Raw genomic sequence first — 23610 nt, 5'->3', positions numbered from 1 at the left:
CCCTGCCGCCTACCTCGATCTGAGGGCTAGCGGGAGCGGGGTGTCACGGAGCGGTAGTGGGTCTTGTCGGTGTTGGCCAGGCTGTAGGTCTGGGTGCGGGCCGGCTCGGGGACGACCACCAGGCCGGGGCGCTCCACCAGCAGCGGGGTGCCGGGCGGCACCGAGAGGGAGCTGTCCCGGGTGGCCCGCCAGCTGAGCACCACCAGCGGCTGGCCGGGCATCGGAAGCTGGTACGTCTGCAACGGCGTGGCCCGGTCGGCCGGCGAGACCACCGGCGCGCTCCCGTCCGCCGGCCGGTAGACGACCGCGGTCATCGTGCCGGCGTCGGTGTCCCAGCTGAGCTGCTGCAACTCGGCCGGCTCGCCGCCGCCGAGAGCCACCTCACCGAGCGAGCGGACCGAGAGCTTCGCCATCGGCCAGGACGTCGGCACCGACTTCGGCGCGTCCCGGTCGCCGATCCGGCGCGGGATGCTGCCGAACGGACCCCGCTCGCCGGCCAGCACGCAGGTGTCCAGGCCGGTGAGCGCCCGCCGGCCCGCGCCGGACTCGTCACGGACCAGCGGATAGCGCGGGTCGGTCGTGCCGGTGCCCAGGTCGAGCAGCCGGTCGGCGGCCCGCCCGCGGGGCAGCGACTCGGTGGCCCGCAGGGTCGCCGTCACGCCGACCGCCGTGCAGGCCGGCACGTCGACCGGGGCGCTGAGGCCGTCGGCGACGGTCAGCGCCCGGCCCTGCGGCCCGAGCAGTTGCTGCACCCGCGCGGAGACCAGGTAGCGCCGACCACCGGCCGTCTGCACCGGCAGCACGTCGGAGTAGACCAGGTAGCCGGGGTCGGTGTATTCGGTGGCGCGGGCGATCGCGTACCGGCCGCCGTCGCCGGTCAGTTGCAGCAGCCAGGAGGCGCTCTCACCGGGCACGTCGGCCGCGACCAGGGCCACCGGCGCCCCGTCCACCCGGCCCGAGAAGAGGATGCCGGACGAGGGCAGGTGCGCCCGGTCGTCGGCCGGCGAGCGCCAGTCGCGCACGGCCCTGGTGACCGCCGCCGTCGCCGCCGCGTCACCGGCCAGGTCGCCCCGGGGCGGCCACACCGCCAGCGTGCCGTCGAGGCTGTCGTACCCCACCCGCAGGTCGCGGGGCGTGCGCTCCGCCACGGGACCGCACGCGGTGGCGGTCAACAGCGCGGTCAGCAGGACGCTGAGCGCCCTGCCGTGCCGGCGGCCCGGAGTCACCTGATCCGCCCCCGATCGCCTCGCCGTCGTTGTGGGAAAGCGCCATAATACGAGATGTCCGACGCGAGGCCGCCGCTGGCCGGCCCCGCACCCACCACAATGGACGTCACCGGGGCTTTAGTGCCTTTTCGCCGCTCGGGTAGACTCCGCCGACTGTGACGCCTGCCGAGTCCCGCGCCCTGTCCGCGCCGCACCCGGAGGCGGCCGGCCCCGACGAGACAGTGAGCCACCACACTCCCACCGCTTCCCGGGCCAGGGCCGTCGGCGCTCCCGGCGGCTCCGCTGCTCCGGGCCCTCGTGCCGGCGCCGGCGTGGGCACCGTTCAGCGCGAGCCCGAGCCCGCACCGGCCACGACGGCGGTCGCCGCCGCGCCGGCCGACGCCCCACCGGCTGCGCCGGTCGAGACCCCGCCAGCGCCGCCGGCCAGAGCGATCCCGGCTGGCGTACCCGCGGACGGCGACGGCGACGAGGGGACCGCCGGGCCGCGCCGACGTCGGTGGGCCCGTTGGACCCGGCGACGGCAGCACCTGGCGGTCGGCGCGCTGTTCCTGCTCGCCGCGCTCTGGGTGACCAGCCGGATCTGGCTGGACCCGGCCGGCCGGGTGGCGTCGCTCTACACCGGAGACCCGGCCCAGGTGCAGTTCTTCCTCGCCCACTCGGTGCGGGTGGTGCTGCACGGCGAGTACCCGTTCTACACCGAGCAGTTCAACTATCCCGACGGCGTCAACCTGATGGCCAACACGGCGGTGCTGGCGCTGGGCATCCCGATGGTGCCGGTGACCCTGCTGTTCGGGCCGGCGGTGTCCTTCGTGGTGCTGGTGACGCTCGGCCTCGCCGGCACCGCGATGGCCTGGTACCTCGTGCTGCGCCGCCACGTCGTGCGTACGCCGCTCGCGGCCGCGGCGGGCGGCTGGTTCTGCGGGTTCTCCCCGGCGATGCTCTCGCACGCCAGTTGGCACCCGAACATCATCAGCCAGTTCCTGCTGCCGTTCATCGTCTGGCGGGTGCTGGTGCTCACCCGCTCGCGCCGGCCGGTCCTCGACGGCGCCCTGCTGGCCCTGCTCGTCACCGCGCAGGCGTTCATCAACGAGGAGATCCTGCTCTTCACGGCGCTGGCCTGCGGGATCTTCCTGATCGCGGTGGTGGCCCAGGAGCCGGCCCGCTGGCGGGCGGCGTGGCGACCGCTGGCCGCCGGTCTCGCCGCGTGCGCGCTGCTGGCCGGGGCGCTGCTGGCGTACCCGCTGTACGTGCAGTTCGCCGGGCCGATGGCGTACCACGGGCTCAGCGACGCGGTGCAGGACTACGGCAACGACATCGCCGCCTTCTTCGCCCCCGGCTCGGCCACTCTCGGCGGCAACCAGCGGGCCAACGTCAACCTGGCCCCGAACTACTCCGAGGAGAACGCCTTCTTCGGCTGGAGCCTGTCGCTGCTCGCCGTCGGCGTCGTGGTGTGGCTGCGGCGGGAGATGGTCGTGCGGGCGCTCGCCGCGACCGGTGGCTTCTTCGCCCTGCTCTCCCTCGGCGAGCGGATCTCCTGGTGGGACCGGGAGCTGATCACCGGGCCGTGGGAGCTGCTGGTGCGCCTGCCCCTGCTGGACGCGGTCGTGCCGACCCGGTTCGGCCTGATCACCACGGTGGTCGTCGGTCTGCTGCTCGCGCTCGCCGTCGAGCGGGCCTGGGAGCTGCGCCCGGCCGACCGGCGTACCGTCCGGACGCTCACCGCCGCCGGCCTGGCGTTCGCGCTGCTGCCGATCGCCCCGATGCCGCTGCGGATGGTGTCCCGGCCGCCGGTGCCGGAGTTCATCACCGCCGACCGCTGGCGGGCGTACGTCGGCCCGGACCAGACGCTCGTGCCGATCCCGGTGCCCAGCATGGGCAACACCCACGGCATGCGCTGGGCGGCGGCCACCAACCTCGACTTCAAGATCCCGGGCGGCTACTTCCTCGCCCCCCGCAACGGCAACACCGGCGACCCCGGTCGGTTCGGCGGCCGACCCAGCGGGGTGGGCCAACTGCTGGAGGAGGTGGCGACCACCGGCCGGACCCCCAAGCTGGACGACCGGCAGCGTCGGCGCTTCACCGACGAGCTGCGGCACTGGCACGCGGCGATCCTGGTGCTGCCGGTCCGTCAACAGCACGTCGAACCGCTGCGGCGTACCGTCGAGGAGCTGGTCGGCCCCGGTCGCCAGGAGCTGGACGTCTGGGTGTGGGACGTTCGGACGCTGACCGACCGCTCGGTCTGATGTCCACCGGAACGACGTCGTCGCCGACGGAGACGGCGACGGCCGGTCCGCCCACCGCGCGCCCACCCCGGCCGGCGTGGCTGCCGGACACGGTGGTCGTCGCCGGCTACCTGGCGCTGGCGGTGCTGCTGACCAGCGCCCAGTGGGGCCACCCCGGGCGGCTGTTCCACCAGGCCGGCGACCAGGTGCTCTTCGAGTGGATGCTGGCCCACGCCGCACACGCCGTCGTCGCGGGGGAGAACCCGCTCTTCAGCACCGCCCTGAACGCGCCGGACGGGGTCAACCTGATGGCGAACACCTCGGTGCTCGGCCTCGGTGTCCCGCTGGCCCCGGTCACGCTGCTGTTCGGCTCGCAGGTGGCGTTCTGCGTGGCGGTGGTCTGCTGCCTCGCCGGCACCGCGACGGCCTGGTACGCGCTGCTGCGCCGTCGACTGGTCACCGCCCGCTCCGCGGCGGCGCTCGGCGGGCTGGTCTGTGGCTTCGCCCCCGGCATGATCGCCCAGGCCGGGGCGCATCTGCACGTGGCCGCCCAGTTCCTGCTACCGGCGATCCTCGCCCTGGTGTTCCGTCCCGGGTCGAGCCCGCGCGGGGTGTGGCGGCCCGGTGTCGGGCTCGGGCTGCTGCTCGTGTGGCAGGTGTTCATCGGCGAGGAGGTGCTCGTCTTCCTGGCGCTCGCCGCCGGGGTGTTCGCGCTGGGCTACGCCCTCGCCGACCGGGCTGCGGCCCGCCGCCTCGCGCCGTCTCTGCTCGGTCGACTCGCGGTGGCGGCCGTGGTGGCGGTGACACTGCTGGCGTACCCACTGTGGTTCCAGTTCCACGGGCCGCAGCACTACACCGGGATGGCCTTCGCCGCGCACGGCTTCCAGCTCGACGCCGCGTCGTTCACCGCGTCGGCCCGGCAGACCGTGCTCGGTGACGACTGGCTGCCGGGGCTGCTCTCACCCAACCCGACCGAGGAGAACTCGTTCTTCGGCCCGGGTCTGCTGGTGCTCGCCGTGGTCATCGTGATCTGGCTGTGGCGACGGCCGCTGGCCCGCGCGCTGGCCGGCTGCGGTGTCGTCTTCGCCCTGCTGTCGCTCGGCACCGACCTGCGGGTGGACGGCACCGCCACAGGCGTCGCGGGCCCGTACCGGCTGGTCGCCGGGTTGCCGCTGCTCGACCTCGCGGTGCCGGCCCGGTTCGCGCTGGTCTGCGTGCCGGTGCTGGGTGTCCTGGTGGCGCTCTTCGTGGACCGGGTGCGGGCGGCTCGCCGGTCACCGGCCGTGCCGGGACTGCCGGTACGACTGCTGGGGGCGGGCGCGGTGGCCGCCGCGCTGCTGCCGCTGACGCCGACGCCGATCCGGGCGGTGCCGGTCGCGCCGGTGCCGGGGTTCGTCGCCGACGGCGGGTGGCGGTCGCTGGTGCCTGCGGGCCGGACCGTGGTGGCGGTGCCCCCGGTGACCGGCGCCGCGCTGAGCCCGGTGATGCTCTGGTCCGCCCGCACCGGCCTGGCGTTCCGCGCCCCGGGCGGGTACTTCATCGGGCCGAGCGGTCCGGACGACCCGGCGGCCCGCTGGGGCGCCCCGGACCGGCCCACCGCCGTGCTGCTGCGCCGGGTCGCCGAGACCGGCGCGGTGCCGGTGCTCACCGAGGCCGACCGTCGTCAGGCCGTCGACGACCTGCGGCACTGGCGGGCCGCCGTGGTGGTGCTCGGCCGGTCGACGCACGACGAACCGGTCCGCCGGACCGTCGAGGAACTGCTCGGCCCCGGCCGCCCGGTCGACGGCGGGTGGGTGTGGGACGTCCGGACGCTGGTCGGCTAGCGCTGATCCACAAGCGCGCGGACGTCCCAGACCCAGACGTCGTCGACCCGCTGCGGCGGCCCGATCAGTGCGGTGACCAGCTCGCGTAGCACCGCCTCGCGCGGGTGTGCGCCGAGCACCACCACCGACGCCCGCCAGAACCGGAGGTCCTCGACGGCCTGGCGGCGGTTCTCGTCGGTGAGGACGGGGAGCGCGCCGGCGTCCATCGTGGAGTAGATGAGGGTGCTGGTGGGCCGGTTCGGTGCGCCGAAGACGCCCTCGCCCAGCTCGTTGGGGCCGATGAAGTAGCCGCCCGGGACGGGAAACTCCTGCCCGGTCAGGGCACTCCAGCGCAGCGTGGGCAGGCCGTGCACGTTGCTCGGGATCGGCACCGGCACGAGGGTCCGACCCTGCGGCACGTACGGCCGCCAGCCGCCGGCGGTGATGAAGTGCGGCGGCGGGTCGATCTGCTGGGCCGGCAGCGGCCGGGGGAAGAGCGGCAGCAGGGCGAGGGCGACCGCCGCGTACCCCAGCGGGCGAAGCCACCGGCGCCGCGGCGCGACCGGCGCGGTCGCGGCCGGGTCGTCGGACGTCGCCGGCTCTCCGGCGGGCGCCGGCTCTCCGGCGCGCGGGGCCGGCACGCGGCCCGGCGCGGCAACCGGACGGCCCTGTCGGTACGCCGCGTCCCAGGTCAGCGCCAGCAGTACGCCCACCGCGGCGGCGACCACCAGGGTCAACCGGGTCGGCATCATCATCTCGACCAGGGGCAGGTCGTCCGGCACGTACGACCAGGGGCCGCGCACCCCGGTCTCCACGCCGTCGAAGCGCACCCGCGGCCCGATCGCGGCCACCGTGAAGACCACGATCAGCACCGCGACGATCCGGGCGGCCAGCGAACGGCGCACCAGCAGCACGAGGGCCACAATCGACAGCAGCACCAGTGGCCAGCCGAACCAGGTGTTCTGCTCGGTCATGCCGATCGTCTGCTCCACCGCCGGGTCGCCCGCCCAGGTGTCCCGGGCGAAGGTCACGAAGGCGACCAGGTCCTCGCCCCAGTTGTGGAACACGCCACCCTGCAGCCCACGGTAGGACTGCGGGCCATTGAACTGGAACCAGATCGGGTACGCCGCCAGCAGCAGGGCCAGCCCGCCGGCGACGCCCAGCCCGGCCAGGAACGCCCCGGCCGCGGCGCGCGTCGCCCGTGGCCGCTGCACCGCGTACGCCAGCACGACGACCAGGCAGGCCAGCGCGGTGAGCAGCAGCATTTCCTCGTTGATGAAGATCTGGTAGGTCACCAGCACCCCGAGCACCAGCCCGTTGCGCCGCCACCGGCCCGGCTCGCCCATCCGCAGCACCCGCACCACGATCAACGGCAGCAGGAAGTTGGACACGAAGTTGGGCTGGCCGTTGGCGTGGTGGATGATGCCCGGCGCGAAGCCGAGGAACGCCCCGCCGACGAAGGCCGCCGCCCGGGAGCGCACCAGGTGCCGCGAGAGCATCCAGTAGGCGGTGCCGGCGGTGGCCGCCAGAGCGCCACCCAGGTAGAGCGCGTACGTGACCTGCGGGCCGAACAGCATCGTCAGTGGCGACAGCGGCAGGGTCACCCCGAGCAGCGAGGTGTTGGCCATCATGTTCACCCCGTCCGGGGCGTTCTGCCGGGCCGTGAACAGCGGGTTCTCCAGGTGCCGCACCGAGTACGCGCCGTGCGCGAACAGCCACTCGAACCAACTGTGGTCGGTGGGCAGGTGCGAGGACACCCGACCGGTCACGTCCCCCCAGTAGTGGAGGCAGACGAAGACGCCCAGCACCACATAGGCTCCGAGGGCCAACAGGTCGGCTCGGGCCGGACGGCGTCGAGGCCGCCGTGTCGGCTCGACCTCGGCCGGCTCGGCGTCGGTCACGGGATTCAGCGAGGGGTTTACCACCGGCACAGCCACGACGCGCCATCGTACAGGCGAGGATGCGTCGCTTTTGCCGGGCCGGTACGCCCACGGCCGGTTTGCCGGGGCCGCCCCGGCCGACCCGACCGGCGATGGAGGGACGGTCGTTGTCGATCATCGAGCTGGGCGAGGTCCGGGACGAGCCCGAGTCGCGGCCGAGGGGGGTCCGCCGACCGCGCGCCGCCGGCCGCCGGCTGCGCAGCGCGGCGGTGCTGCTGCTGGCCCTCGTCACGCTGGCCAGCGCGACCCCGGTGCGGCAACGGATCGTGACGTCGGTGCCGGCCTCGTCGGGCGCCTCGGTGTATCTCACCGAGGACGCCATCGTCGTGGTCGACACGTCGACTCCCATCGGCGATCGGTACCTGACCGCCTACAGCCGTCCCGGGCCGAGCGGCGGGGACAGCGTGCGGCGCCGGTGGCGCGCACCGCTGGAACGCAGCGGCGACTTCCTGGCGGTCTGGGGCGACCGCGGGATGCTGCTGGCGGTGGGTGCCAGCACCGCGAACGGGGTGCTGGAAACCACCGCCTTCGACGCCGGGACGGGCCAGCGGCGCTGGCGCCAGCCGGGAATCGCCAGGCGAACGGCCGACGGGGGCCTGCTCCTCGCGAACGACATGGGCGACGGGCCGGGCACGGTGAGCCGGGTGGTGCCCGACACCGGCCGGGTGCTCTGGTCGGTGCCCATCCCGTCCGGCAGCCCCGACTACCACGCGCCGGCGGGTCAGGTCGACCAGATCGTGCTCGTCCAGCCGACCGGTGAGCTGCAGGTGTACGACGCCGGCAGCGGCAACCTGCTGCGCAGCGTCGACACGTTGCCCGGTGCCCGGTCGGCGTTCCAGCGGGTGCAGGTCGTGGACGACCTCGTGCTGCTCGTCCCGCCCGGCAGCACCGGGCTGGTCGCCTTCCGGCTGCCCGGACTGGTCCAGGTGTGGACGTCCTCGGTGCCACTGGTGGCCTGGGCGGTCCCGTGTGCGGACCTGCTCTGCACGGTCCAGCAGACCGGCGCCATCGGGACCATCGACCCCGCCACCGGCGCCGTTCGCTGGTCGGACCCGGGGCCGGACACGTTGGTCGACGTCCGGCGGGACATGTTGCTGGTGACCGCGCCCGAGCAACGGTACGCGGTGCGGGACGCGCAGACCGGGCGGGAACGCGCTGAGCTGGGCCGCTGGCAGCTGGTGGACCAGCTACGCCGCGACGAACCGCTGATCGGCGTACGACCGACTCCCGACGGCCGGCTCGTCGTCGCCGAGCTGGACCTCACCGCCGGCCGGACGCGGATCCTGGACGTGCTGCCGGGCGTGGTCGGTGGGTGCCAGGCGGCGCTGCCCGTCCTGCTCTGTCGCCGCCTCGACGGCTCGACCGCGCTGTGGCGGTTGCCCCGGTGACCGGTCCGGTGATCGACCTCGGGGAGCTGCGGCATGGGCCGGACCCCGACACCGTCCGGCTGCCCCGCCCGCCGCTGGCCCGGCAACGGCCCCTGCGCTGCGCGCTGGTCCTGCTGCTGGTGCTCGCCGGCCTCGCCGGTTCGGGGCCGTTGCACCGGCGCGAGGTGGTGACGCTGCAGGCCGAGCTCGGTGCCGACGCGCTGGTCTCCGACGACCTCTTCGTCCTCGTCGAGCCACCCGGCCGGACGGGGCAGCGGCGGATCACGGCCACCTGGCTGCCCGGCGGCGAGCCGGCCTGGCAGGTGCCGTTGCCGACCGAGGGCCGGTACTGGGGAGTCGCGCAGCAGGGCGAGACGCTGCTGGTCACCGGCCACGAGGTCGGCCCGGACAGTCAGGGGACGCGCACGATGGCGCTGGACCGCCGGACCGGGGCGTACCGCTGGCAGCAGCCCGGCAACCCCGCCGCGCTTCCCGACGGCAACATCCTCATGTGGTCCGCCGGCATCGACGACCAGGGGGGCACCCTGCGCGGGGTCGACCCGTGCTGCGGGACCGTGCGCTGGCAGGTGCCGCTCAACCCCGGCGGCGAGTTCGTCTTTCACGACGGCGAGTACGGGGTGGACCGCGTGGTCGTCGTCCGCCTGCGCGGGTCGACAGAGGTCCGCGACGCGACCACCGGCGCGGTGCTGGCCCGCAGCGATCTGGGCACCTCCGGCGGTGGGTCCAGCCTGTCCGTGCAACTGGCGGACGACCTGCTGCTCGCCATCGGCGGTCCGTCTCCCACGATCACCGCGTACGGGCTCGACGACCTGCGCCAGCGGTGGCGCGTGCCCGCCGGCGAGGCGCTGTACGCGTCGGACTGCGGCGTCGTCATCTGCGTGCAGACCCGCTCCGGCGGGCTGCGGGCGCTCGACGCCGCCACCGGTCGGGACGTCTGGGGGAGCGACCGCTGGGGGTGGGTCTGGCCCTACGCCGGTCGGCTGGTGGCCACCACGGTGAGCAGCGCCGGGCCGGGCGCGGAGGAACTCGTCGTGCTCGACCCACCGACCGGCCGGGTGCTGGCCGAGCTGGGTCGGTGGGAGCTGGCCCGGTTCGCCCCCGGCGACCCGCTGATCGGCGTCCGCCGCCATCCCGACGGGGGTCTGCTCGTCGCCGAGCTGGACGTCACCGGTGGCCGGGCACGGATGCTGGACGTGTTGCGGGACGCGACCGGGGACTGTCAGGCCCTCACCGGGCGGCTGCTCTGCCGGCGGCGAGACAGCGCGTACGGGCTGTGGCGGTTGCCCGGCTGACCACCGCCGGGTCGGTGCGGGCGGCGAGGGAGGATTGTTGCCCGCCGGCACTAGGTTGTCGGTGGTCAGCAGCGAGGAGGCCGGGATGCGGGTACTGGTGGTGGAGGACGAACGCAACCTCGCCGACGCGATCGCGCGTGGATTGCGCAAGCGGGGCATGGCGGTGGACGTGGCGTACGACGGCGACGCCGGCCACGAGGCGGCGTTCGTCACCCGGTACGACGTGGTGGTGCTCGACCGCGACCTGCCCGGCGTGCACGGCGACCAGATCTGCGCCGACCTCGCCGCCTCCGGTGCGCTGACCCGGGTGCTGATGCTGACCGCGAGCGGCACCGTGGCCGACCGGGTGGAGGGGTTGCAGCTCGGGGCGGACGACTACCTGCCCAAGCCGTTCGCGTTCGACGAGTTGGTCGCCCGGGTGCAGGCGCTGGGCCGGCGGGCCACCCCGGCCGCGCCGCCGGTTCTCGAACTGGCGGACCTGGTGCTGGACCCGGCCCGCCGGGTCGCCACCCGCGCGGGTGTGCCGATGGACCTGACGAACAAGGAGTTCGGCGTGCTCAGTGAGCTGCTCAAGGCCCGGGGCGCGGTGGTGTCCAGCGAGGAGCTGTTGGAGCGGGTGTGGGACGCCAACACCGACCCGTTCACCACCATCGTCCGGGTGACCGTCATGACGCTGCGTCGAAAGCTCGGCGACCCGCCGTTGATCGAGACGGTGGTGGGGGCCGGCTACCGCACGGCCGAGGTCCTGCCGTGAGCCGGCCGGGGCGGTTGCGACCCACCCTGCGGTTGCGCTTGACGCTGCTCAACGGCGTGCTGCTGGTCGGCGCGGGCGCGATCCTGGTGCTGCTGGCCTGGCTGCTGGTCCGTGACGCGCTGCGGCCCACCGACGAGCTGCTGCCCGGCACGACGGTGCTGCTCTCCGACGGTGGGCGGATGGACGCCGCCCAGTGGCAGCGGGAGCTGGTCGACGCCGCCTCCGGGGAGCTGCTGGCCAAGGGCCTGGTCGCGCTGTTGGCGATCAGCGTGGTCGGGGTTGCCGGCGCGTACGCCGTGGCCGGCCGGGCGCTGCGGCCCCTGCACCAGGTCACCGCGACCGCCCAGCGGCTCGGCGAGGCGACGCTGGACCAGCGGATCGGCTACTCGGGCGCGGACGACGAGGTCGCCGAGCTGGCCAAGACATTCGACGCGATGCTGGACCGGATCGCGTCCGCGTTCGAGGCGCAGAAGCGCTTCGTGGCCAACGCCTCGCACGAGCTGCGGACCCCGCTCGCCGTCATGCGGACCGAGATCGACGTGACGCTCAGCGACGACGACGCGGACGCCGCCGAGTACCGCCGGATGGCGACCGTCGTCCGGGACGCCTCGGAGCGGGCGAACAGCCTGGTGGACGCGCTGCTGGTGCTGGCCCGCAGCGAGGCGCAGGCCGGGCGGCGGCTGGGCCGGCGTACCGAGTGCGACCTCGCGACGGGCACCGCCAACGCGCTGTCGGCGATGCGCCGCGAGGTGGAGCGGATCGGCCTGCGCGTGCAGACGTCGCTGGAATCCGCGCCGGTGGTCGGCGATCCGGGGCTGCTCGACCGGCTGGCCGGCAACCTGATCGAGAACGCCGTCCGCTACAACCACCTGCACGGTCGGCTCTGGGTGCGTACCGGCACCGACGGCGACCGCTCGTGGCTGGTGGTGGGCAACACCGGTTTCGAGGTCGACCAGGCCGACGTGCCCGGACTGTTCGAGCCGTTCCGCCGCGGTGGCCGGGAACGCACCGGGGCGCGCGGCTCCGGCCTGGGCCTGTCCATCGTCCGGGCGGTCTGCCAGGCGCACGGCGGCACCGTCCGGGTGATCGCCCAGCCCGGCGGCGGCCTGGAGGTGACGGTGACCCTGCCGACCGCGGACGCCCCGGCGGTGCCCGGTGCGGTGGCCACCACCGGCTGAACGGGGTTGCACACGGCGTTCGGCCGGTGGCAAGATCGCGTCGTCAGCTCGAGAGCGAAAGGGGGTGCGTCGATGTCCATCAGTCAGGGCTCCGCACCCCAGGTCTTCGCAGGCTGACCCCGGGCGGCGGAGCGTCCCGATTCCCCAACGGAGGGACCACCCGTGTATCCACGGATCCGCAACATCAGTTTCGACTGTCACGACACGTACACCCTGGCCGGCTTCTGGTCGGCGGTGCTCGGCTACACCCGGTTCCCGGAGGACGTTCCAGGTGATCCGGAGGCTGCCCTGCTGCCGCCGGACGGTGCCACGCCGAATCTGTTCTTCCAAGCCGTGCCCGAGGACAAGGTGACCAAGAACCGGGTCCACATCTGCCTGGAACCCGTCAAGGGGACAAGGGACGAGGAGATCCGGCGGGTGCTCGGCCTCGGGGCCACCATGCTCGTCGACCGACGGATGCCCGACGGTACGGGCTGGGCGGTGCTCGCCGACCCGGAGGGGAACGAGTTCTGCGTGGTCCGCAGCGCCGGGGAGCGGGTCAACACCACTGTGGAGGACCACGCATGAGTTCGACGATCCACAACATCAGTTTCGACTGTCGCGACCCGTACGCCCTGGCCGGTTTCTGGTCGCAGGTCTTCGACTGCCCCCGGCAGCCCGACGACTTCCCGGGCGACCCGGAGGCGATGCTCCTGCCGCCGGGCGGGCCGGAGGTGCTGTTCATCGCTGTGCCCGAGGGCAAGGCGGTGAAGAACCGACTGCACCTGGATCTGGAGCCGGCCGACCGGTCGCGGGCCGACGAGGTCGAGCGGCTGCTCGGCATCGGCGCGGTGCACGTCGCGGACCAGATCCGGCCGGACGGCTCCGGCTGGGTGGTGCTGGCCGACCCGGAGGGCAACGAGTTCTGCGTGCTGCGCAGCGCGGCCGAGCGGGCCGCGTCACCGGCGGGCGTCGCGGCGACGGGTGACGCCGCGCCGGTCCAGGCGCTGGAGACGGCCGCCGGGGATCCTGTCGCGTCGCCATGATCCACGGGACGGCGTAACGGGTTGGTGTGGTGTTAGATGAGCGACCACAACAGCCAGATGAAGGATGTGTGGGCAGATATGGACACGACGGCGACCGAGCCGGTGCAGGCGTACCTCACCGCGACCGGCGAGCGGCTTCGGGCCGACGGCTGCGAGGTGCGAACCGAGGACTGGGGCGGCGTACCGGTGCTGATCGGCTACCGGGGCGACTTCAGGATGCGGTGGATGGCGACCAAGCTGCACCTGTTCACGGTCGCCGCGCCGACGACGCTGGTCACGGCGGACGCCCTGCAGAGGTTCACCGCCACGGCGATGGACTACGTGTTGGCCCGCAAGGGGCAGCTGCGTGGCTTTCAGAACGGCGTGGCCGTGTTCCCCGCCCTGGTCGGCACCCAGGTCGAGCCGGCGGCCTCGGCGTGGGCGCAGGGGGGCCAGCAGATGAAGTTCGCCGCGGTGGCCCGTCCGGTGGCGGTGGACGCCGGCAGCGGCACGGCCAGCGCGTACCGCGGCAATCCGGCGCTGGGCTTCATCTACGCGGCCCACCTGCGGAGCAAGTTGAACGCGTACTTCCCGGTGGCCGGAGCCTGAGCGGTCCGTGACGTACGGCCGGGCCCCGGTCACCCTGAGGTGGCCGGGGCCCCGGTCGTGCACGGGTCAGGAGCGCTGCTCGATCTGGCCCCGGATGGTGACGAACTCGGCCTTCGTCTCCTCGGCCGACTTGAAGTACATGACCACCAGGCCCACGCTGCCCCGGTCGGCCCAGACGCAGACGCCGAGCGGCACGCCCTCGGTCTTGCCGTCGCCGCAGCGCGCGTCACCGCCGAGCGGGCCCGCCTCGACCACCGCCATGTTGGTCACCGACAGCTCGCTGGAGAGCCCGGTGACTGCCTCGTCCAGCTCCTTCTTCGGGTCGGCCATCACGCCGGACACCGCGGTGATCATGATGAGGTCCTGCTTGGCCGGGTCGCCGTAGAACGCGCCGATCGTGCTGGTCTCGTTCTGCACCTCGGTCTTCATCTCGGTGACCATCTGGTCGGCGATCGTCTGCAACTGCGGGTCGGTGTTCTTCGCCCGGCCGGCGAGGGTGGCCGGCGCGACCACCCGGGTCTTGGTGGCGTCGACGACGTCGCCCACCTCGTCCTTGACCGCGAACCAGGTGATCGCCGCGCCGCCGAGGCAGAGCACGAGCACCACGGCCAGCACGATCAGGATGATCTTGCCGACGTTCGACTTCTTTGCCGGTGGCGGGCCGCCGAACTGGTTCGGGTCGCCGTACGGCTGCCCCGGCTGAGCCGGCGGGAAGCCCTGCTGCTGCGGCGGCGGCCAACCGCCGGGCTGCTGCGGCTGGCCGGCCTGCGGCGGCACGGCCGGCTGGCCCGGCTGCTGCGGCGGGGGAGGGGAATCGTGCGGCGGGCCGAAGGGGTTGGCCGGCGGCTGGGACATCAGTCAGCTCCAGGATGGGTGTGCAAAGCGCGTGATCGTAACCCGGCGACCGCCCCGGCGTTGCCCCTGCCCAGGTCCCGCCCGCTCCCAGCCGGTCACCAACGAGCGCGGTGGCCGGCCCGGTCCACGAGGGACGGTCCGGCCACCGCGACGGTGGTGCTGGGATCTTGTCAGGCGGGCAGGCTCGCCGCTCCGAGCGGCAGGAACCGCCGGCCGGTGACCCGCTCGCTGGTGCCGGTCCGGTCCAGGTACGGCGTGACGCCGCCCAGGTGGAACGGCCAACCGGCGCCCAGGATCATGCACAGGTCGATGTCCTGCGCCTCGGCGACCACGCCCTCGTCCAGCATCAGCCGGATCTCCTGCGCGAGCGCGTCGAGCGCGTTCTGGCGTACCTGCTCGGCGGTCAGCGGCGCATCGCCGACGACGAGCAGCTTGGCCACCTCGTCGTTGACCTGGTCGTCGACCACGATCGGCTGGCCCGAGTCGGCGATCCGCTTGAGGTTCTCGCTGACCCCGAACCGGTCCGGGAACGCGGCGTGCAGGGTGCCACCCACGTGGTACGCGACGGCCGGTCCGACGAGTTGGAGCAGGGCGAGCGGGCGCATCGGCAGGCCCAGCGGGTCCAGTGCGCTGTTCGCCACGTCCAGCGGGGTGCCGGCGTCCACGGCGGCGAAGACGGTGCCCAGGAAGCGGGTGAGCAGCCGGTTCACCACGAACGCCGGGGCGTCCTTGACCAGCACGCTCGACTTCTTGAGCTGCTTGCCGACCGCGAACGCGGTGGCGAGGGTCGCGTCGTCGGTCCGCTCGCCCCGGACGATCTCCAGCAGCGGCAGCACGGCCACCGGGTTGAAGAAGTGGAAGCCGACCACTCGCTCCGGGTGCTCCAGGTCCGCGGCCATCTCGGTGATGGACAGCGAGCTGGTGTTGGTGGCGAGCACCGCCTCCGGGGAGACGATCTTCTCCAGCTCGGCCCAGACCTGCTTCTTGACGCCCAGGTCCTCGAAGACGGCCTCGATGACGAAGTCGGCGTCCGCGAAGGCGCCCTTGTCGACCGTGCCGCTGACCAGGCCGTACAGCTTGGCGGCCGTGCCCTTGTCCATCCGGCCCTTGGTGACGGCCTTCTCGATCTGGGTGTGCACGTAGCCGACGCCCTTGTCCACCCGGGCCTGGTCCAGGTCGCTCATGACGACCGGCACCTGGAGGCGGCGGGCGAACAGCAGCGCCAACTGGCTGGCCATCAGGCCGGCGCCGACGATGCCGACCTTGGTGACCGTGCGGGCCAGGCCCTTGTCCGGTGCGCCGGCCGGCCGCTTGGCCCGCCGCTGCACGAGGTCGAAGGCGTACAGGCCGCTGCGCAGCTCCTCGGAGAAGACCAGGTCCGCGAGGGCCTCGTCCTCGGCGGCGGTGCCGGCGGCGAAGTCGCCGTCCTTCGCCGTCTCCAACAGGTCGAGCGCCTTGTACGCGGCCGGGACCGCGCCGTGCAGCCGCTGGTTCAGCGTCTCCCGGGCGAAGTAGAGCACGCCCGCCCACATGTCCTTGTCGACCTCGGGCCGGGTCACGGTGACCTGACCGCGCACCACGCCGGCGGCCCATTCGAGCGACCGCTCCAGGAAGTCGGCCGGCTCGAGCAGCACGTCCGCGATGCCCAGCTCGGCGGCCTGCTTCGGCTTGAGCATCTTGTTCTGCATGAGCGGGTTCTGGATGATCACCTGCGTGGCGGCGGGGATGCCGATCAGGTTCGGCAGCAGTTGGGTGCCGCCCCAGCCGGGCACCAGACCGAGGGAGACCTCGGGCAGGGCGAGCGCCGCCGCGCCGCCGGAGAGCGTCCGGTAGTGACAGTGCAGCGCCAGCTCCAGGCCGCCGCCCATGGCCGCGCCGTTGACGAACGCGAACGTGGGCACGGTGCTGTCCTTGAGCCGGGCGAAGACCCGGTGGCCGAGCCGGCCGATCTCCAGCGCCTGCGCGCGGTCGGCGAGCTGCGGCAGGCCGACGATGTCCGCGCCCACACAGAAGATGTACGGCTTGCCGGTGACCGCGATGAACGCCGGGTCGGCGGCCAGCGCGGCCGTGATGGCCTCGTCCAGGCTGGTCAGACCGGCCGGGCCGAAGGTGTTCGGCTTGGTGTGGTCGAAGCCGTTGTCCAGGGTGATCAGGGCGGCGGGTCGGTCCAGCCCCGGTACGGTCACCGAGCGCAGCAGCGCCTTGGTGACTACCTCGTTCGGCGCCTTCACTTGTCGCCCTCCGTCCAGTGCGGGTTCTCCCAGATGACCGTGCCGCCCATGCCGATGCCGATGCACATCGCGGTGACGCCGTAGCGAACCTCGGGGTGCTCGGCGAACTGGCGGGCCAGCTGGGTCATCAGCCGTACGCCGGACGAGGCGAGGGGGTGGCCGATGGCGATGGCGCCGCCCCACGGGTTGACCCGCGGGTCGTCGTCGGCGATGCCGAAGTGGTCGAGGAAGGCGAGCACCTGCACGGCGAACGCCTCGTTCAGCTCGAACAGTCCGATGTCGTCGATGGTGAGCCCGGCCAGGCGCAGGGCCTTCTCCGTCGACGGGATCGGGCCGACGCCCATCACCTCCGGCTCCACTCCGACGAAACCGAACGACACCAGCCGCATGGCGACCGGCAGGCCCAGCTCGCGGGCGGTGGCCTCGTCGGCGAGCAGGCTCGCGGTGGCACCGTCGTTCAGGCCCGCCGCGTTGCCCGCGGTGACCTTGCCGTGCGGGCGGAACGGGGTCTTCAGGGTGGCCAGCTTCTCCAGCGACGTGTCGCGGGGGGCCTCGTCCACTCCGGCCAGACCCCAGCCGCCCTCGGCGTCGCGGATGGCCACCGGCACCAGGTCGTCCTGGAGCTTGCCGTTGGCGTACGCCTTCGCCGTCTTCTGCTGCGAGGCGAGCGCGAACGCGTCGGTGCGCTCCTTGGTGATGTGCGGGACCAGGTCGTGCAGGTTCTCCGCGGTGGCGCCCATGACCAGCGCGGACGGGTCCACCAGCTTCTCCGCGATGATGCGCGGGTTGGGGTCGACGCCCTCACCCATCGGGTGGCGGCCCATGTGCTCGACGCCACCGGCGATGGCGACGTCGTACGCGCCCATGGCGATGCCGCTCGCGACTGTGGTCACGGCGGTCATCGCGCCGGCGCACATCCGGTCGATCGCGAAGCCGGGAACGGTCTTGGGCAGACCGGCCAGCAGCGCTGCGGTGCGGCCGATGGTGAGGCCCTGGTCACCGATCTGGGTGGTGGCCGCGATGGCGACCTCCTCGACCCGCTCCGGCGGCAGCTGCGGGTTGCGGCGCAGCAGCTCACGGATGCAGCGGATCACCAGGTCGTCGGCGCGGGTGTTGGCGTACATGCCACCCGCCTTGCCGAACGGGGTACGGACGCCGTCGACGAAGACGACATCCCGAACTTCACGGGGCACTTGAGCCTCCTAGCCGAACGGGCACGTTACCCCGGATGCTACTCGCCAGTAACCAACCTGCCGCCCGCCCCCCGCTGTGGCACAGCCCACAAACTGAGAGCGGGGGCGGGTCAGGGGATGGGGTTGGGTGCCAGGGCCTGGGTCAGAGCGGGGGTCAGCAGGGCGATCTGCCACTCGCGGGCGTTGAAGCCGCGCAGGGACTCCGCCACCGTGTCCTCCGTGATCTCCTCCGGTGGGCTCCACGCCAGACGGCGTACCGAATCCGGGGTGATCAGATTTTCCGGGGGCAGGTTGTGCTCGCCCGCGATACGGACCACCGCCTCCCGGCAACGGGCCAGGCGACCGGCCGCCACCGGGTCCCGCTCGGCCCACCGGTGCGGTGGTGGTGGGCCCTCCACCGCCGGGGTGACCGGAAGCGCGTCGTCCGGCAACTCCCGGGCGTCGTCGAGCGCGGCCAGCCAGGTGCGGGCCAGCCGACGGACCGACCGCCCGCCGAAGCCGGGCAGCGTCAGCAGCGTCTTCTCGTCCTTCGGGTCCAGCTCGGCCGCGGCGACGATGGCCGAGTCGGGCAGCACCCGGCCGGGCGCGGCGTCCCGCCGGGCCGCGATCTGGTCCCGGGCGTACCACAACGAGCGGACCCGGGCCTGGGCCCGCGCCCCGCGCACGCGGTGGATGCCCGACGTGCGTCGCCAGGGTTCCGCGCGGACCCGGGGTGGCCGGGCACCCGTCCGGACCAGGGCGGCGAACTCCTCCGCGGCCCAGGCCGACTTGCCCTGCCGGGCCAGCTCGGCGTCGAGCGCGTCGCGGAGGTCGGTGAGCATCTCCACGTCGAGTGCGGCGTAGGTCAGCCACGACTCGGGCAGCGGCCGACTCGACCAGTCGGCCGCCGAGTGATGCTTCTCCAGGGTGAATCCGAGTAGCTGCTCGGTCAGCGCGGCCAGGCCGACCCGCTCGAACCCGGCCAGCCGAGCGGCCAGTTCCGTGTCGAACAGCCGGCGCGGACGCAGCCCCACCTCGGCCAGACAGGGCAGATCCTGACTGGCTGCGTGGAGCACCCACTCGGCCTCGCCGATCACCGCGTCCAGAGCGCTGAGGTCGGGCAGCGGCAGCGGGTCGATAAGCGCTGTGCCGGCGCCGGCACGGCGCAGCTGCACCAGGTACGCGCGTTGGCTGTAGCGGTATCCCGAGGCGCGCTCGGCGTCCAGGGCAACCGGGCCGGTGCCCGCCGCGAACCGGGCCACGACCTCGGCGAGCTCGGCCGGGGTGGTCACCGGAGCAGGGGTGCCGTCGCGGGGGGCGGTCAGCGGAACGGGCCCACCGTCGGTCGGGTCGGGCCCCTCGCCCGCCGGCTGCGGCTGGGCCGACGGCGGCTGCTGGGGTGCGTGTCCCGGGAGTTCTTCGGTGGGCCGACGGCGCAGGGGTGGTTCGTCGGTCACCTGCCAACCCTAGTGCGCGCCGTGATCCGGCGTGTGCAGCCGGTCCGGCGTGTGTCCCTCAGGTGTCCGCAAGGTGTCCTTTCGGATGCCGGACATCGGGGGAGACAAAGCCCGTTCGCGCAGGTACGGTCCATCGAGCCGCCGGCCCTGCTCGGGTGATCCTGGGCCGTGGCCGCAAGCGCACGACCACGGGGAAGGGCAAGACGATCATGACGGCTGGCTTCGGTGCGGGGGACGCACGGCCAACGGGCGCCGAGCCTGACGACGTGAGCGGGCGGGTGGCCGAACGGCCGGGCCCCCTGCCGCCGCGCATCGAACCGCACCCGGAGATCGGCGCCACCTGGCCCGGTGCACCGGGCCCCGGGGTCGAGCCCTCCGCCGCCGTCCCGGCGCCCCGTGCCGGCTGGACGGCCCCGCCCAACGCCGGCCAATGGGGCGCGGCGCCCCAGGGGCCCGTGCCGGCCGGCCCGCACACCACGGCCGCCGCACCGGGCCCTGCCGCCGCACCCGGCACGGCCGCCGCGCCCGGCCCCGCCGCTGGACACGGCCCCGCCGCGCCGTACGCGGCAGGTCCGGTGCCGTACGGCGCCGGACCGTACGCCCCGGGCGCTCCCACGGCCTACGGCGCTGGCGGCTGTCCGCCCGCCGGTGACCTGGCCAGCGCACCGCCGTTTCCCACCGCGGCTCACCCCGGCCAGCCCGGCTGGCCGGGCGTCACCCCGCCGGCGCGACCCACCCGGCGTCGCTGGCCGGTGGTGCTCACCGCGCTGCTCGTCGTCGCGCTGGCCGCCGTGGCCGGCCTGCAGGCGTACCAGCTCGACCGGCTCGGCGACCGGCTCGCCGCCACCGACCGCCGGTTGGCCCAGGCCCAGGACGGCGACGGGACCCGCCTCGACGGCCTGGAACAGCGCACGGACGCGCTGGAGAAGCAGGCCGGGGCGGCGTTCAACCCCGAGGCGGTGGCAAGCGCCGTGCTGCCCAGCGTCTTCAGGGTGCGGGCCGGCCAGTTCACCGGCACGGCGTTCGCGGTGGGCAAGCCGGCCGCCGGTGGCGGCACCAACCTGTTCACCAACTTCCACGTGGTCGAGTCGATCTGGGAGAGCGGCGGCCGGCAGGTCTTCCTGGAGCGCACGGACCAGCGCTTCCCGGCCACCATCGTCAAGGTCGACAAGGCCAACGACGTGGCGCACCTGCGGGCGACCGGCAAGTTCGCCGGCCTGGTCACCGCGCCCAGCGCCGTGAAGTCGGGCCAGCAGATCATCGTCGTCGGTGCTCCGCTCGGCCTGGAGGACAGCGTCACGACCGGTGTGGTGAGCGCGTTGCGCGCCGCGCAGGGCAGCTCCGGACCGGCCATCCAGTTCGACGCCCCGATCAACCCCGGCAACTCCGGCGGCCCGGTGATCAACGGCAGCAAGCAGGTGGTCGGCATCGCCACTGCCAAGGCTCGTGACGCCGAGGGCATCGGGCTCGCCATCCCGATCAAGGTCGCCTGCGACGGTTTCAAGATCTGCTGACCTGCGGCCCCGGCCGCTCGCGCCACCGACGGCCTCCCTGGCCGCTCGCGCCTGACGGCCTCCCGGCCGTCCCCGACCCATCCGGGTCCTCGGCCCCGGACGATCCCGCCGCTGCACCTGGTCCGTCGCGCCTACCGGCGGAGGACCTGCTCACCTGGAGGAAGAACATGTCCCAGCCACCGACCGGGCCGGAGGGTCTCCCGCCCGCCACCCCGACTCCGCCGGCCGGCTCGCCCGACCCCGACGCGACGGTGCAGCATGCGGCCGGCACCGACCCGACGGTGCAGCACGCGGCCAGCGCCGACGCGACCGTGCAGTACCCGGCCGGGCAGCCCGCGCCGCAGCAGTACGCGCCGGGCCAGACGGCACAGCCGCAGCAGTACGCGCCGGGCCAGCCCACGCCGCCGCAGCAGTACGCGCCGGGCCAGGCCGCGCCGCAGTACGGTGCGCCCGCGCAGCCGCAGTACGGCACCCCGCAGACGCCGGGCTACCCGGCCAGCGCCCCGCCGTACGCCGGCCAGCCGATGTCCGCGCCGCCGGTTTCCGGTCCGGCGTACGGGCAGCCGATGTCCGCGCCGCCGGTTTCCGGTCCGGCGTACGGGCAGCCGATGTCCGCGCCGCCGGTCTCCGGCCCGGCGTATGGGCAGCCCATGTCGGGCCCGCCCGGGATGGCGCCGTACGGCGCTGCCGCGGCTCCGCGGCGGGGGCGCGCGGTGCTGGTGCTGGCCCTGGTGGCCGCGCTGCTCTTCGTGGTCAGCGGGGTGATGACCGGGCTGTTCGTGACCAAGAACAACGAGCTGAACCGGACCGAGAAGCGCCTCACCGGTCAGGTCAGCCAGCGCGACGGGACCATCGCGGCCAACACCACCGAGATCGGGAAGCTCAAGACCGATCTGCAGGCCATGCAGGACAAGCTCGACAACACCGAGCAGGACCTGACCGGCACCCGCAACGACCGCGACGAGCAGGCCCGGCAGAAGAAGGTCATCGCGAGCTGCCTGGACAAGCTGACCACCGCGCTGGGTGCGGCGGCGGCCGGCAACAGAAGCAAGTACGACGCGGCGATGAAGGGCCTCGACAAGGTGTGCGACGAGGCGGAGAACTACCTCTGATCCGCTGTGCCGGCCGCCGCCGGGGTTTCAGGCGGTGGCGGCCGGACGGCGGTCGGCCAGGGCGGTGACCCCGGGTGGGGGCAGGCCGGCCGTCGAGGCGAGCAGGGTGCACCAGCCGAGCAGGTGGGGGGCGAGGTCGTCGTCGACGGGCGTCCAGGAGGCGCGTATCTCGATGTCGCCGGCCGTCGGTGGCCCGGCGAGGTCACCGAACCGGGTCGACATGGTCTGGGTGACCGTCCCGCCGATCGCCCGGTGACCCGCGTCCTGGGTGTCGAGGGCGTCGGTCAGCCACGTCCAGCCGACCCCGGGGAGCAGCGGGTCGGCGGCGAGGTCGACCTCCAACTCCGCCGTCACGTACGTGACCAGCCGCAGCGTGCCCTGCCAGGCCTCGTGCCCGGCCGGGTCGTGCAGCAGGATCAGCCGGCCGGTGGCCACCTCGTCGCCGTCGCGCAGCACCGTCGCGGAGAGCGCGAACGTGAACGGCGCGAGCCGCTGGGGAGCGCCGACCTCCTCGAGGGTGATCTCCGGTCGGGGTGCCGGTGACCGCAGCCCGGCGACCGCGCGGGCGAAGGTCTCCGGGAGCGCGATCGGGGGGGCCATGTCGGCAGCCTATGCCGCCGTCGGCCCACCCGCTTCGACGGCGCGCCGACACGTACCCCGACCGCCCGGCCGCGCGACGGACGTTAGGTGCGTCCCCTTCCGTTCACCCGCGGCGGGCTGGGGTCTGGCGGCGTGGCACGATTGCGGCGATGACCACGGACACCACGGGCACTGCCGCCCGAGACGGACACCCGCGCCCCGGCGGCCCGGCCGACTCGCCCTTCATCCGGGCCTGTCGGCGTCGGCCCGGCCCGCACACCCCGGTCTGGTTCATGCGCCAGGCTGGCCGCTCACTGCCGGAGTACCGGGAGATCCGGGCCAGCGTGCCGATGCTGGAGTCCTGCCGTCGCCCGGAGCTGGTCACCGAGATCACCCTCCAGCCGGTGCGCCGGCACGGGGTCGACGCGGCCATCCTGTTCAGCGACATCGTGGTGCCGGTCGCCGCGGCCGGGATCGACCTGGACATCGTGCCGGGCACCGGCCCGGTGGTGGCCGAGCCGATCCGTACCGCCGCCGACATCGAGCGGATCCGCCCGATCGGCCGCGACGACGTCCCGTACGTGGACGAGGCCGTCCGCCAACTGGTGGTCGAGCTGGGCGACACCCCGCTGATCGGCTTCGCCGGCGCGCCGTTCACCCTGGCCAGCTACCTGGTCGAGGGCGGCCCGTCGCGGACCCACGCGAAGACCAAGGCGCTGATGTACGGCGATCCCGAGCTGTGGCACGCGCTCTGCGCCCGGTTGGCCGAGGTGACGCTGGCCTTCCTGCGGGTGCAGATCGAGGCCGGCGTGTCCGCCGTGCAGCTGTTCGACTCGTGGGCGGGCGCGCTCTCCGAGGCCGACTACCGCCGCTACGTGCTGCCGCACTCGACGGCCGTGCTGAGCGGGCTGGCCCACGCGGGCGTGCCGCGCATCCACTTCGGGGTCGGCACCGGCGAGCTGCTCGGCGCGATGGGCGAGGCCGGCGCTGACGTGGTCGGCGTCGACTGGCGTACCCCGCTGGACGTGGCCACGCACCGGGTCGGCCCGGACAAGGCGGTGCAGGGCAACCTGGACCCGACCGTGCTGCTCGCGCCGTGGCCGGTGGTGGAGGCCGAGGTGCGTCGGATCCTGGCGCAGGGGCGGGCGGCCCCCGGGCACGTGTTCAACCTCGGCCACGGTGTGCTGCCGGAGACCGACCCGGACGTGCTGACCCGGGTGGTCGCGCTGGTGCACGAGGTCTCCAGCCGCCGGGCCGACCAGGGCTGACACGGCG

General features: G+C 73.9%; 19 protein-coding genes. 12 read left to right on the top strand and 7 right to left on the bottom strand.

Features of this window, described 5'->3' with window-relative positions:
• Positions 1 to 26: 26 nt before the first annotated feature.
• The gene (locus ACGGAQ_RS14050) at positions 27 to 1226 is read right to left on the bottom strand and encodes a hypothetical protein (RefSeq protein ID WP_393048457.1); all 1200 of its coding nucleotides are present in this window, start codon (positions 1224 to 1226) and stop codon (positions 27 to 29) included.
• Positions 1227 to 1657: 431 nt separating this feature from the next.
• Here ACGGAQ_RS14050 and ACGGAQ_RS14045 point away from each other — a divergent pair, with 431 nt between their 5' ends.
• Together ACGGAQ_RS14045 and ACGGAQ_RS14040 are read left to right on the top strand one after the other, a co-directional pair.
• Positions 1658 to 3469 (top strand): hypothetical protein, encoded by a 1812-nt coding sequence (locus ACGGAQ_RS14045; protein ID WP_393048886.1) that lies wholly within the window; start codon positions 1658 to 1660, stop codon positions 3467 to 3469.
• A complete protein-coding gene (locus ACGGAQ_RS14040; RefSeq protein WP_393048454.1) occupies positions 3469 to 5271 on the top strand; it encodes a hypothetical protein in 1803 nt (600 codons plus the stop codon). Before ACGGAQ_RS14045 ends, ACGGAQ_RS14040 begins: the two co-directional genes overlap by 1 nt.
• Here ACGGAQ_RS14040 and ACGGAQ_RS14035 read toward each other — a convergent pair.
• A complete protein-coding gene (locus ACGGAQ_RS14035) occupies positions 5268 to 7181 on the bottom strand; it encodes a hypothetical protein (RefSeq protein WP_393048883.1) in 1914 nt (637 codons plus the stop codon). The genes ACGGAQ_RS14040 and ACGGAQ_RS14035 overlap by 4 nt on opposite strands.
• A 116-nt stretch (positions 7182 to 7297) precedes the next feature.
• Between ACGGAQ_RS14035 and ACGGAQ_RS14030 the strand changes: the two genes are divergently transcribed.
• From ACGGAQ_RS14030 to ACGGAQ_RS14000, 7 genes are all read left to right on the top strand, one after another.
• Positions 7298 to 8578: a PQQ-binding-like beta-propeller repeat protein gene (locus ACGGAQ_RS14030; protein WP_393048451.1), complete on the top strand. Its 1281-nt coding sequence runs from the start codon at positions 7298 to 7300 to the stop codon at positions 8576 to 8578.
• Positions 8575 to 9870, top strand: a complete 1296-nt coding sequence (locus ACGGAQ_RS14025) for a PQQ-binding-like beta-propeller repeat protein (RefSeq protein ID WP_393048449.1) — start codon at positions 8575 to 8577, stop codon at positions 9868 to 9870. Before ACGGAQ_RS14030 ends, ACGGAQ_RS14025 begins: the two co-directional genes overlap by 4 nt.
• Positions 9871 to 9955: 85 nt before the next feature.
• Positions 9956 to 10624, top strand: coding sequence for a response regulator transcription factor (locus tag ACGGAQ_RS14020; RefSeq protein ID WP_039907546.1), 669 nt, complete (start codon positions 9956 to 9958; stop codon positions 10622 to 10624).
• Positions 10621 to 11802 (top strand): sensor histidine kinase, encoded by a 1182-nt coding sequence (locus ACGGAQ_RS14015; protein ID WP_393048446.1) that lies wholly within the window; start codon positions 10621 to 10623, stop codon positions 11800 to 11802. The genes ACGGAQ_RS14020 and ACGGAQ_RS14015 overlap by 4 nt, the downstream gene beginning before the upstream one ends.
• A 162-nt stretch (positions 11803 to 11964) precedes the next feature.
• The gene (locus ACGGAQ_RS14010) at positions 11965 to 12369 is read left to right on the top strand and encodes a VOC family protein (RefSeq protein WP_393048444.1); all 405 of its coding nucleotides are present in this window, start codon (positions 11965 to 11967) and stop codon (positions 12367 to 12369) included.
• Positions 12366 to 12827 (top strand): VOC family protein, encoded by a 462-nt coding sequence (locus tag ACGGAQ_RS14005; RefSeq protein ID WP_393048441.1) that lies wholly within the window; start codon positions 12366 to 12368, stop codon positions 12825 to 12827. The genes ACGGAQ_RS14010 and ACGGAQ_RS14005 overlap by 4 nt, the downstream gene beginning before the upstream one ends.
• 36 nt (positions 12828 to 12863) lie before the next feature.
• A complete protein-coding gene (locus tag ACGGAQ_RS14000) occupies positions 12864 to 13415 on the top strand; it encodes a levansucrase (protein WP_393048439.1) in 552 nt (183 codons plus the stop codon).
• Between the two features lie 66 nt (positions 13416 to 13481).
• On the opposite strand, the gene ACGGAQ_RS13995 is transcribed toward ACGGAQ_RS14000, so the two are convergent.
• From ACGGAQ_RS13995 to ACGGAQ_RS13980, 4 genes are all read right to left on the bottom strand, one after another.
• Positions 13482 to 14270, bottom strand: a complete 789-nt coding sequence (locus ACGGAQ_RS13995) for a hypothetical protein (protein ID WP_393048436.1) — start codon at positions 14268 to 14270, stop codon at positions 13482 to 13484.
• A 170-nt stretch (positions 14271 to 14440) separates the two neighbouring features.
• Positions 14441 to 16501, bottom strand: a complete 2061-nt coding sequence (locus ACGGAQ_RS13990; protein ID WP_393048434.1) for a 3-hydroxyacyl-CoA dehydrogenase NAD-binding domain-containing protein — start codon at positions 16499 to 16501, stop codon at positions 14441 to 14443.
• Positions 16498 to 17694, bottom strand: coding sequence for a thiolase family protein (locus ACGGAQ_RS13985; protein WP_355063967.1), 1197 nt, complete (start codon positions 17692 to 17694; stop codon positions 16498 to 16500). The genes ACGGAQ_RS13990 and ACGGAQ_RS13985 overlap by 4 nt, the downstream gene beginning before the upstream one ends.
• Positions 17695 to 17804: 110 nt before the next feature.
• The gene (locus ACGGAQ_RS13980) at positions 17805 to 19130 is read right to left on the bottom strand and encodes a ribonuclease D (RefSeq protein ID WP_393048431.1); all 1326 of its coding nucleotides are present in this window, start codon (positions 19128 to 19130) and stop codon (positions 17805 to 17807) included.
• A gap of 209 nt (positions 19131 to 19339) precedes the next feature.
• Here ACGGAQ_RS13980 and ACGGAQ_RS13975 point away from each other — a divergent pair, with 209 nt between their 5' ends.
• Both ACGGAQ_RS13975 and ACGGAQ_RS13970 read left to right on the top strand, forming a co-directional pair.
• A complete protein-coding gene (locus tag ACGGAQ_RS13975) occupies positions 19340 to 20644 on the top strand; it encodes a trypsin-like peptidase domain-containing protein (RefSeq protein WP_393048429.1) in 1305 nt (434 codons plus the stop codon).
• A gap of 167 nt (positions 20645 to 20811) precedes the next feature.
• Positions 20812 to 21756, top strand: coding sequence for a hypothetical protein (locus ACGGAQ_RS13970; RefSeq protein ID WP_393048426.1), 945 nt, complete (start codon positions 20812 to 20814; stop codon positions 21754 to 21756).
• Positions 21757 to 21783: 27 nt separating this feature from the next.
• On the opposite strand, the gene ACGGAQ_RS13965 is transcribed toward ACGGAQ_RS13970, so the two are convergent.
• On the bottom strand, positions 21784 to 22356 hold the full coding sequence (locus ACGGAQ_RS13965) for a DUF3000 domain-containing protein (protein WP_393048424.1): 573 nt from the start codon (positions 22354 to 22356) through the stop codon (positions 21784 to 21786).
• 149 nt (positions 22357 to 22505) lie between these two features.
• Here ACGGAQ_RS13965 and hemE point away from each other — a divergent pair, with 149 nt between their 5' ends.
• On the top strand, positions 22506 to 23603 hold the full coding sequence (gene hemE, locus ACGGAQ_RS13960; protein WP_393048421.1) for a uroporphyrinogen decarboxylase: 1098 nt from the start codon (positions 22506 to 22508) through the stop codon (positions 23601 to 23603).
• The last annotated feature ends 7 nt before the right edge of the window (positions 23604 to 23610 follow it).

This window comes from Micromonospora sp. NPDC047557, assembly GCF_043205095.1.
Classification (GTDB): domain Bacteria; phylum Actinomycetota; class Actinomycetes; order Mycobacteriales; family Micromonosporaceae; genus Micromonospora.
The sequence above is the reverse complement of the archived record's forward strand: the minus strand, read 5'-3'. Positions and strand labels throughout refer to the sequence as shown.

What these genes read in the sequence shown, in the direction of transcription:
- ACGGAQ_RS14040 (WP_393048454.1), top strand. Translation starts at nt 3,469, where the DNA reads ATGTCCACCGGAACGACGTCGTCGCCGACGGAGACGGCGACGGCCGGT.
- ACGGAQ_RS14020 (WP_039907546.1), top strand. Translation starts at nt 9,956, where the DNA reads ATGCGGGTACTGGTGGTGGAGGACGAACGCAACCTCGCCGACGCGATC.
- ACGGAQ_RS14005 (WP_393048441.1), top strand. Translation starts at nt 12,366, where the DNA reads ATGAGTTCGACGATCCACAACATCAGTTTCGACTGTCGCGACCCGTAC.
- ACGGAQ_RS14000 (WP_393048439.1), top strand. Translation starts at nt 12,864, where the DNA reads ATGAGCGACCACAACAGCCAGATGAAGGATGTGTGGGCAGATATGGAC.
- ACGGAQ_RS13995 (WP_393048436.1), bottom strand. Translation starts at nt 14,270, where the DNA reads ATGTCCCAGCCGCCGGCCAACCCCTTCGGCCCGCCGCACGATTCCCCT.
- ACGGAQ_RS13975 (WP_393048429.1), top strand. Translation starts at nt 19,340, where the DNA reads ATGACGGCTGGCTTCGGTGCGGGGGACGCACGGCCAACGGGCGCCGAG.
- ACGGAQ_RS13970 (WP_393048426.1), top strand. Translation starts at nt 20,812, where the DNA reads ATGTCCCAGCCACCGACCGGGCCGGAGGGTCTCCCGCCCGCCACCCCG.
- ACGGAQ_RS13965 (WP_393048424.1), bottom strand. Translation starts at nt 22,356, where the DNA reads ATGGCCCCCCCGATCGCGCTCCCGGAGACCTTCGCCCGCGCGGTCGCC.
- hemE (WP_393048421.1), top strand. Translation starts at nt 22,506, where the DNA reads ATGACCACGGACACCACGGGCACTGCCGCCCGAGACGGACACCCGCGC.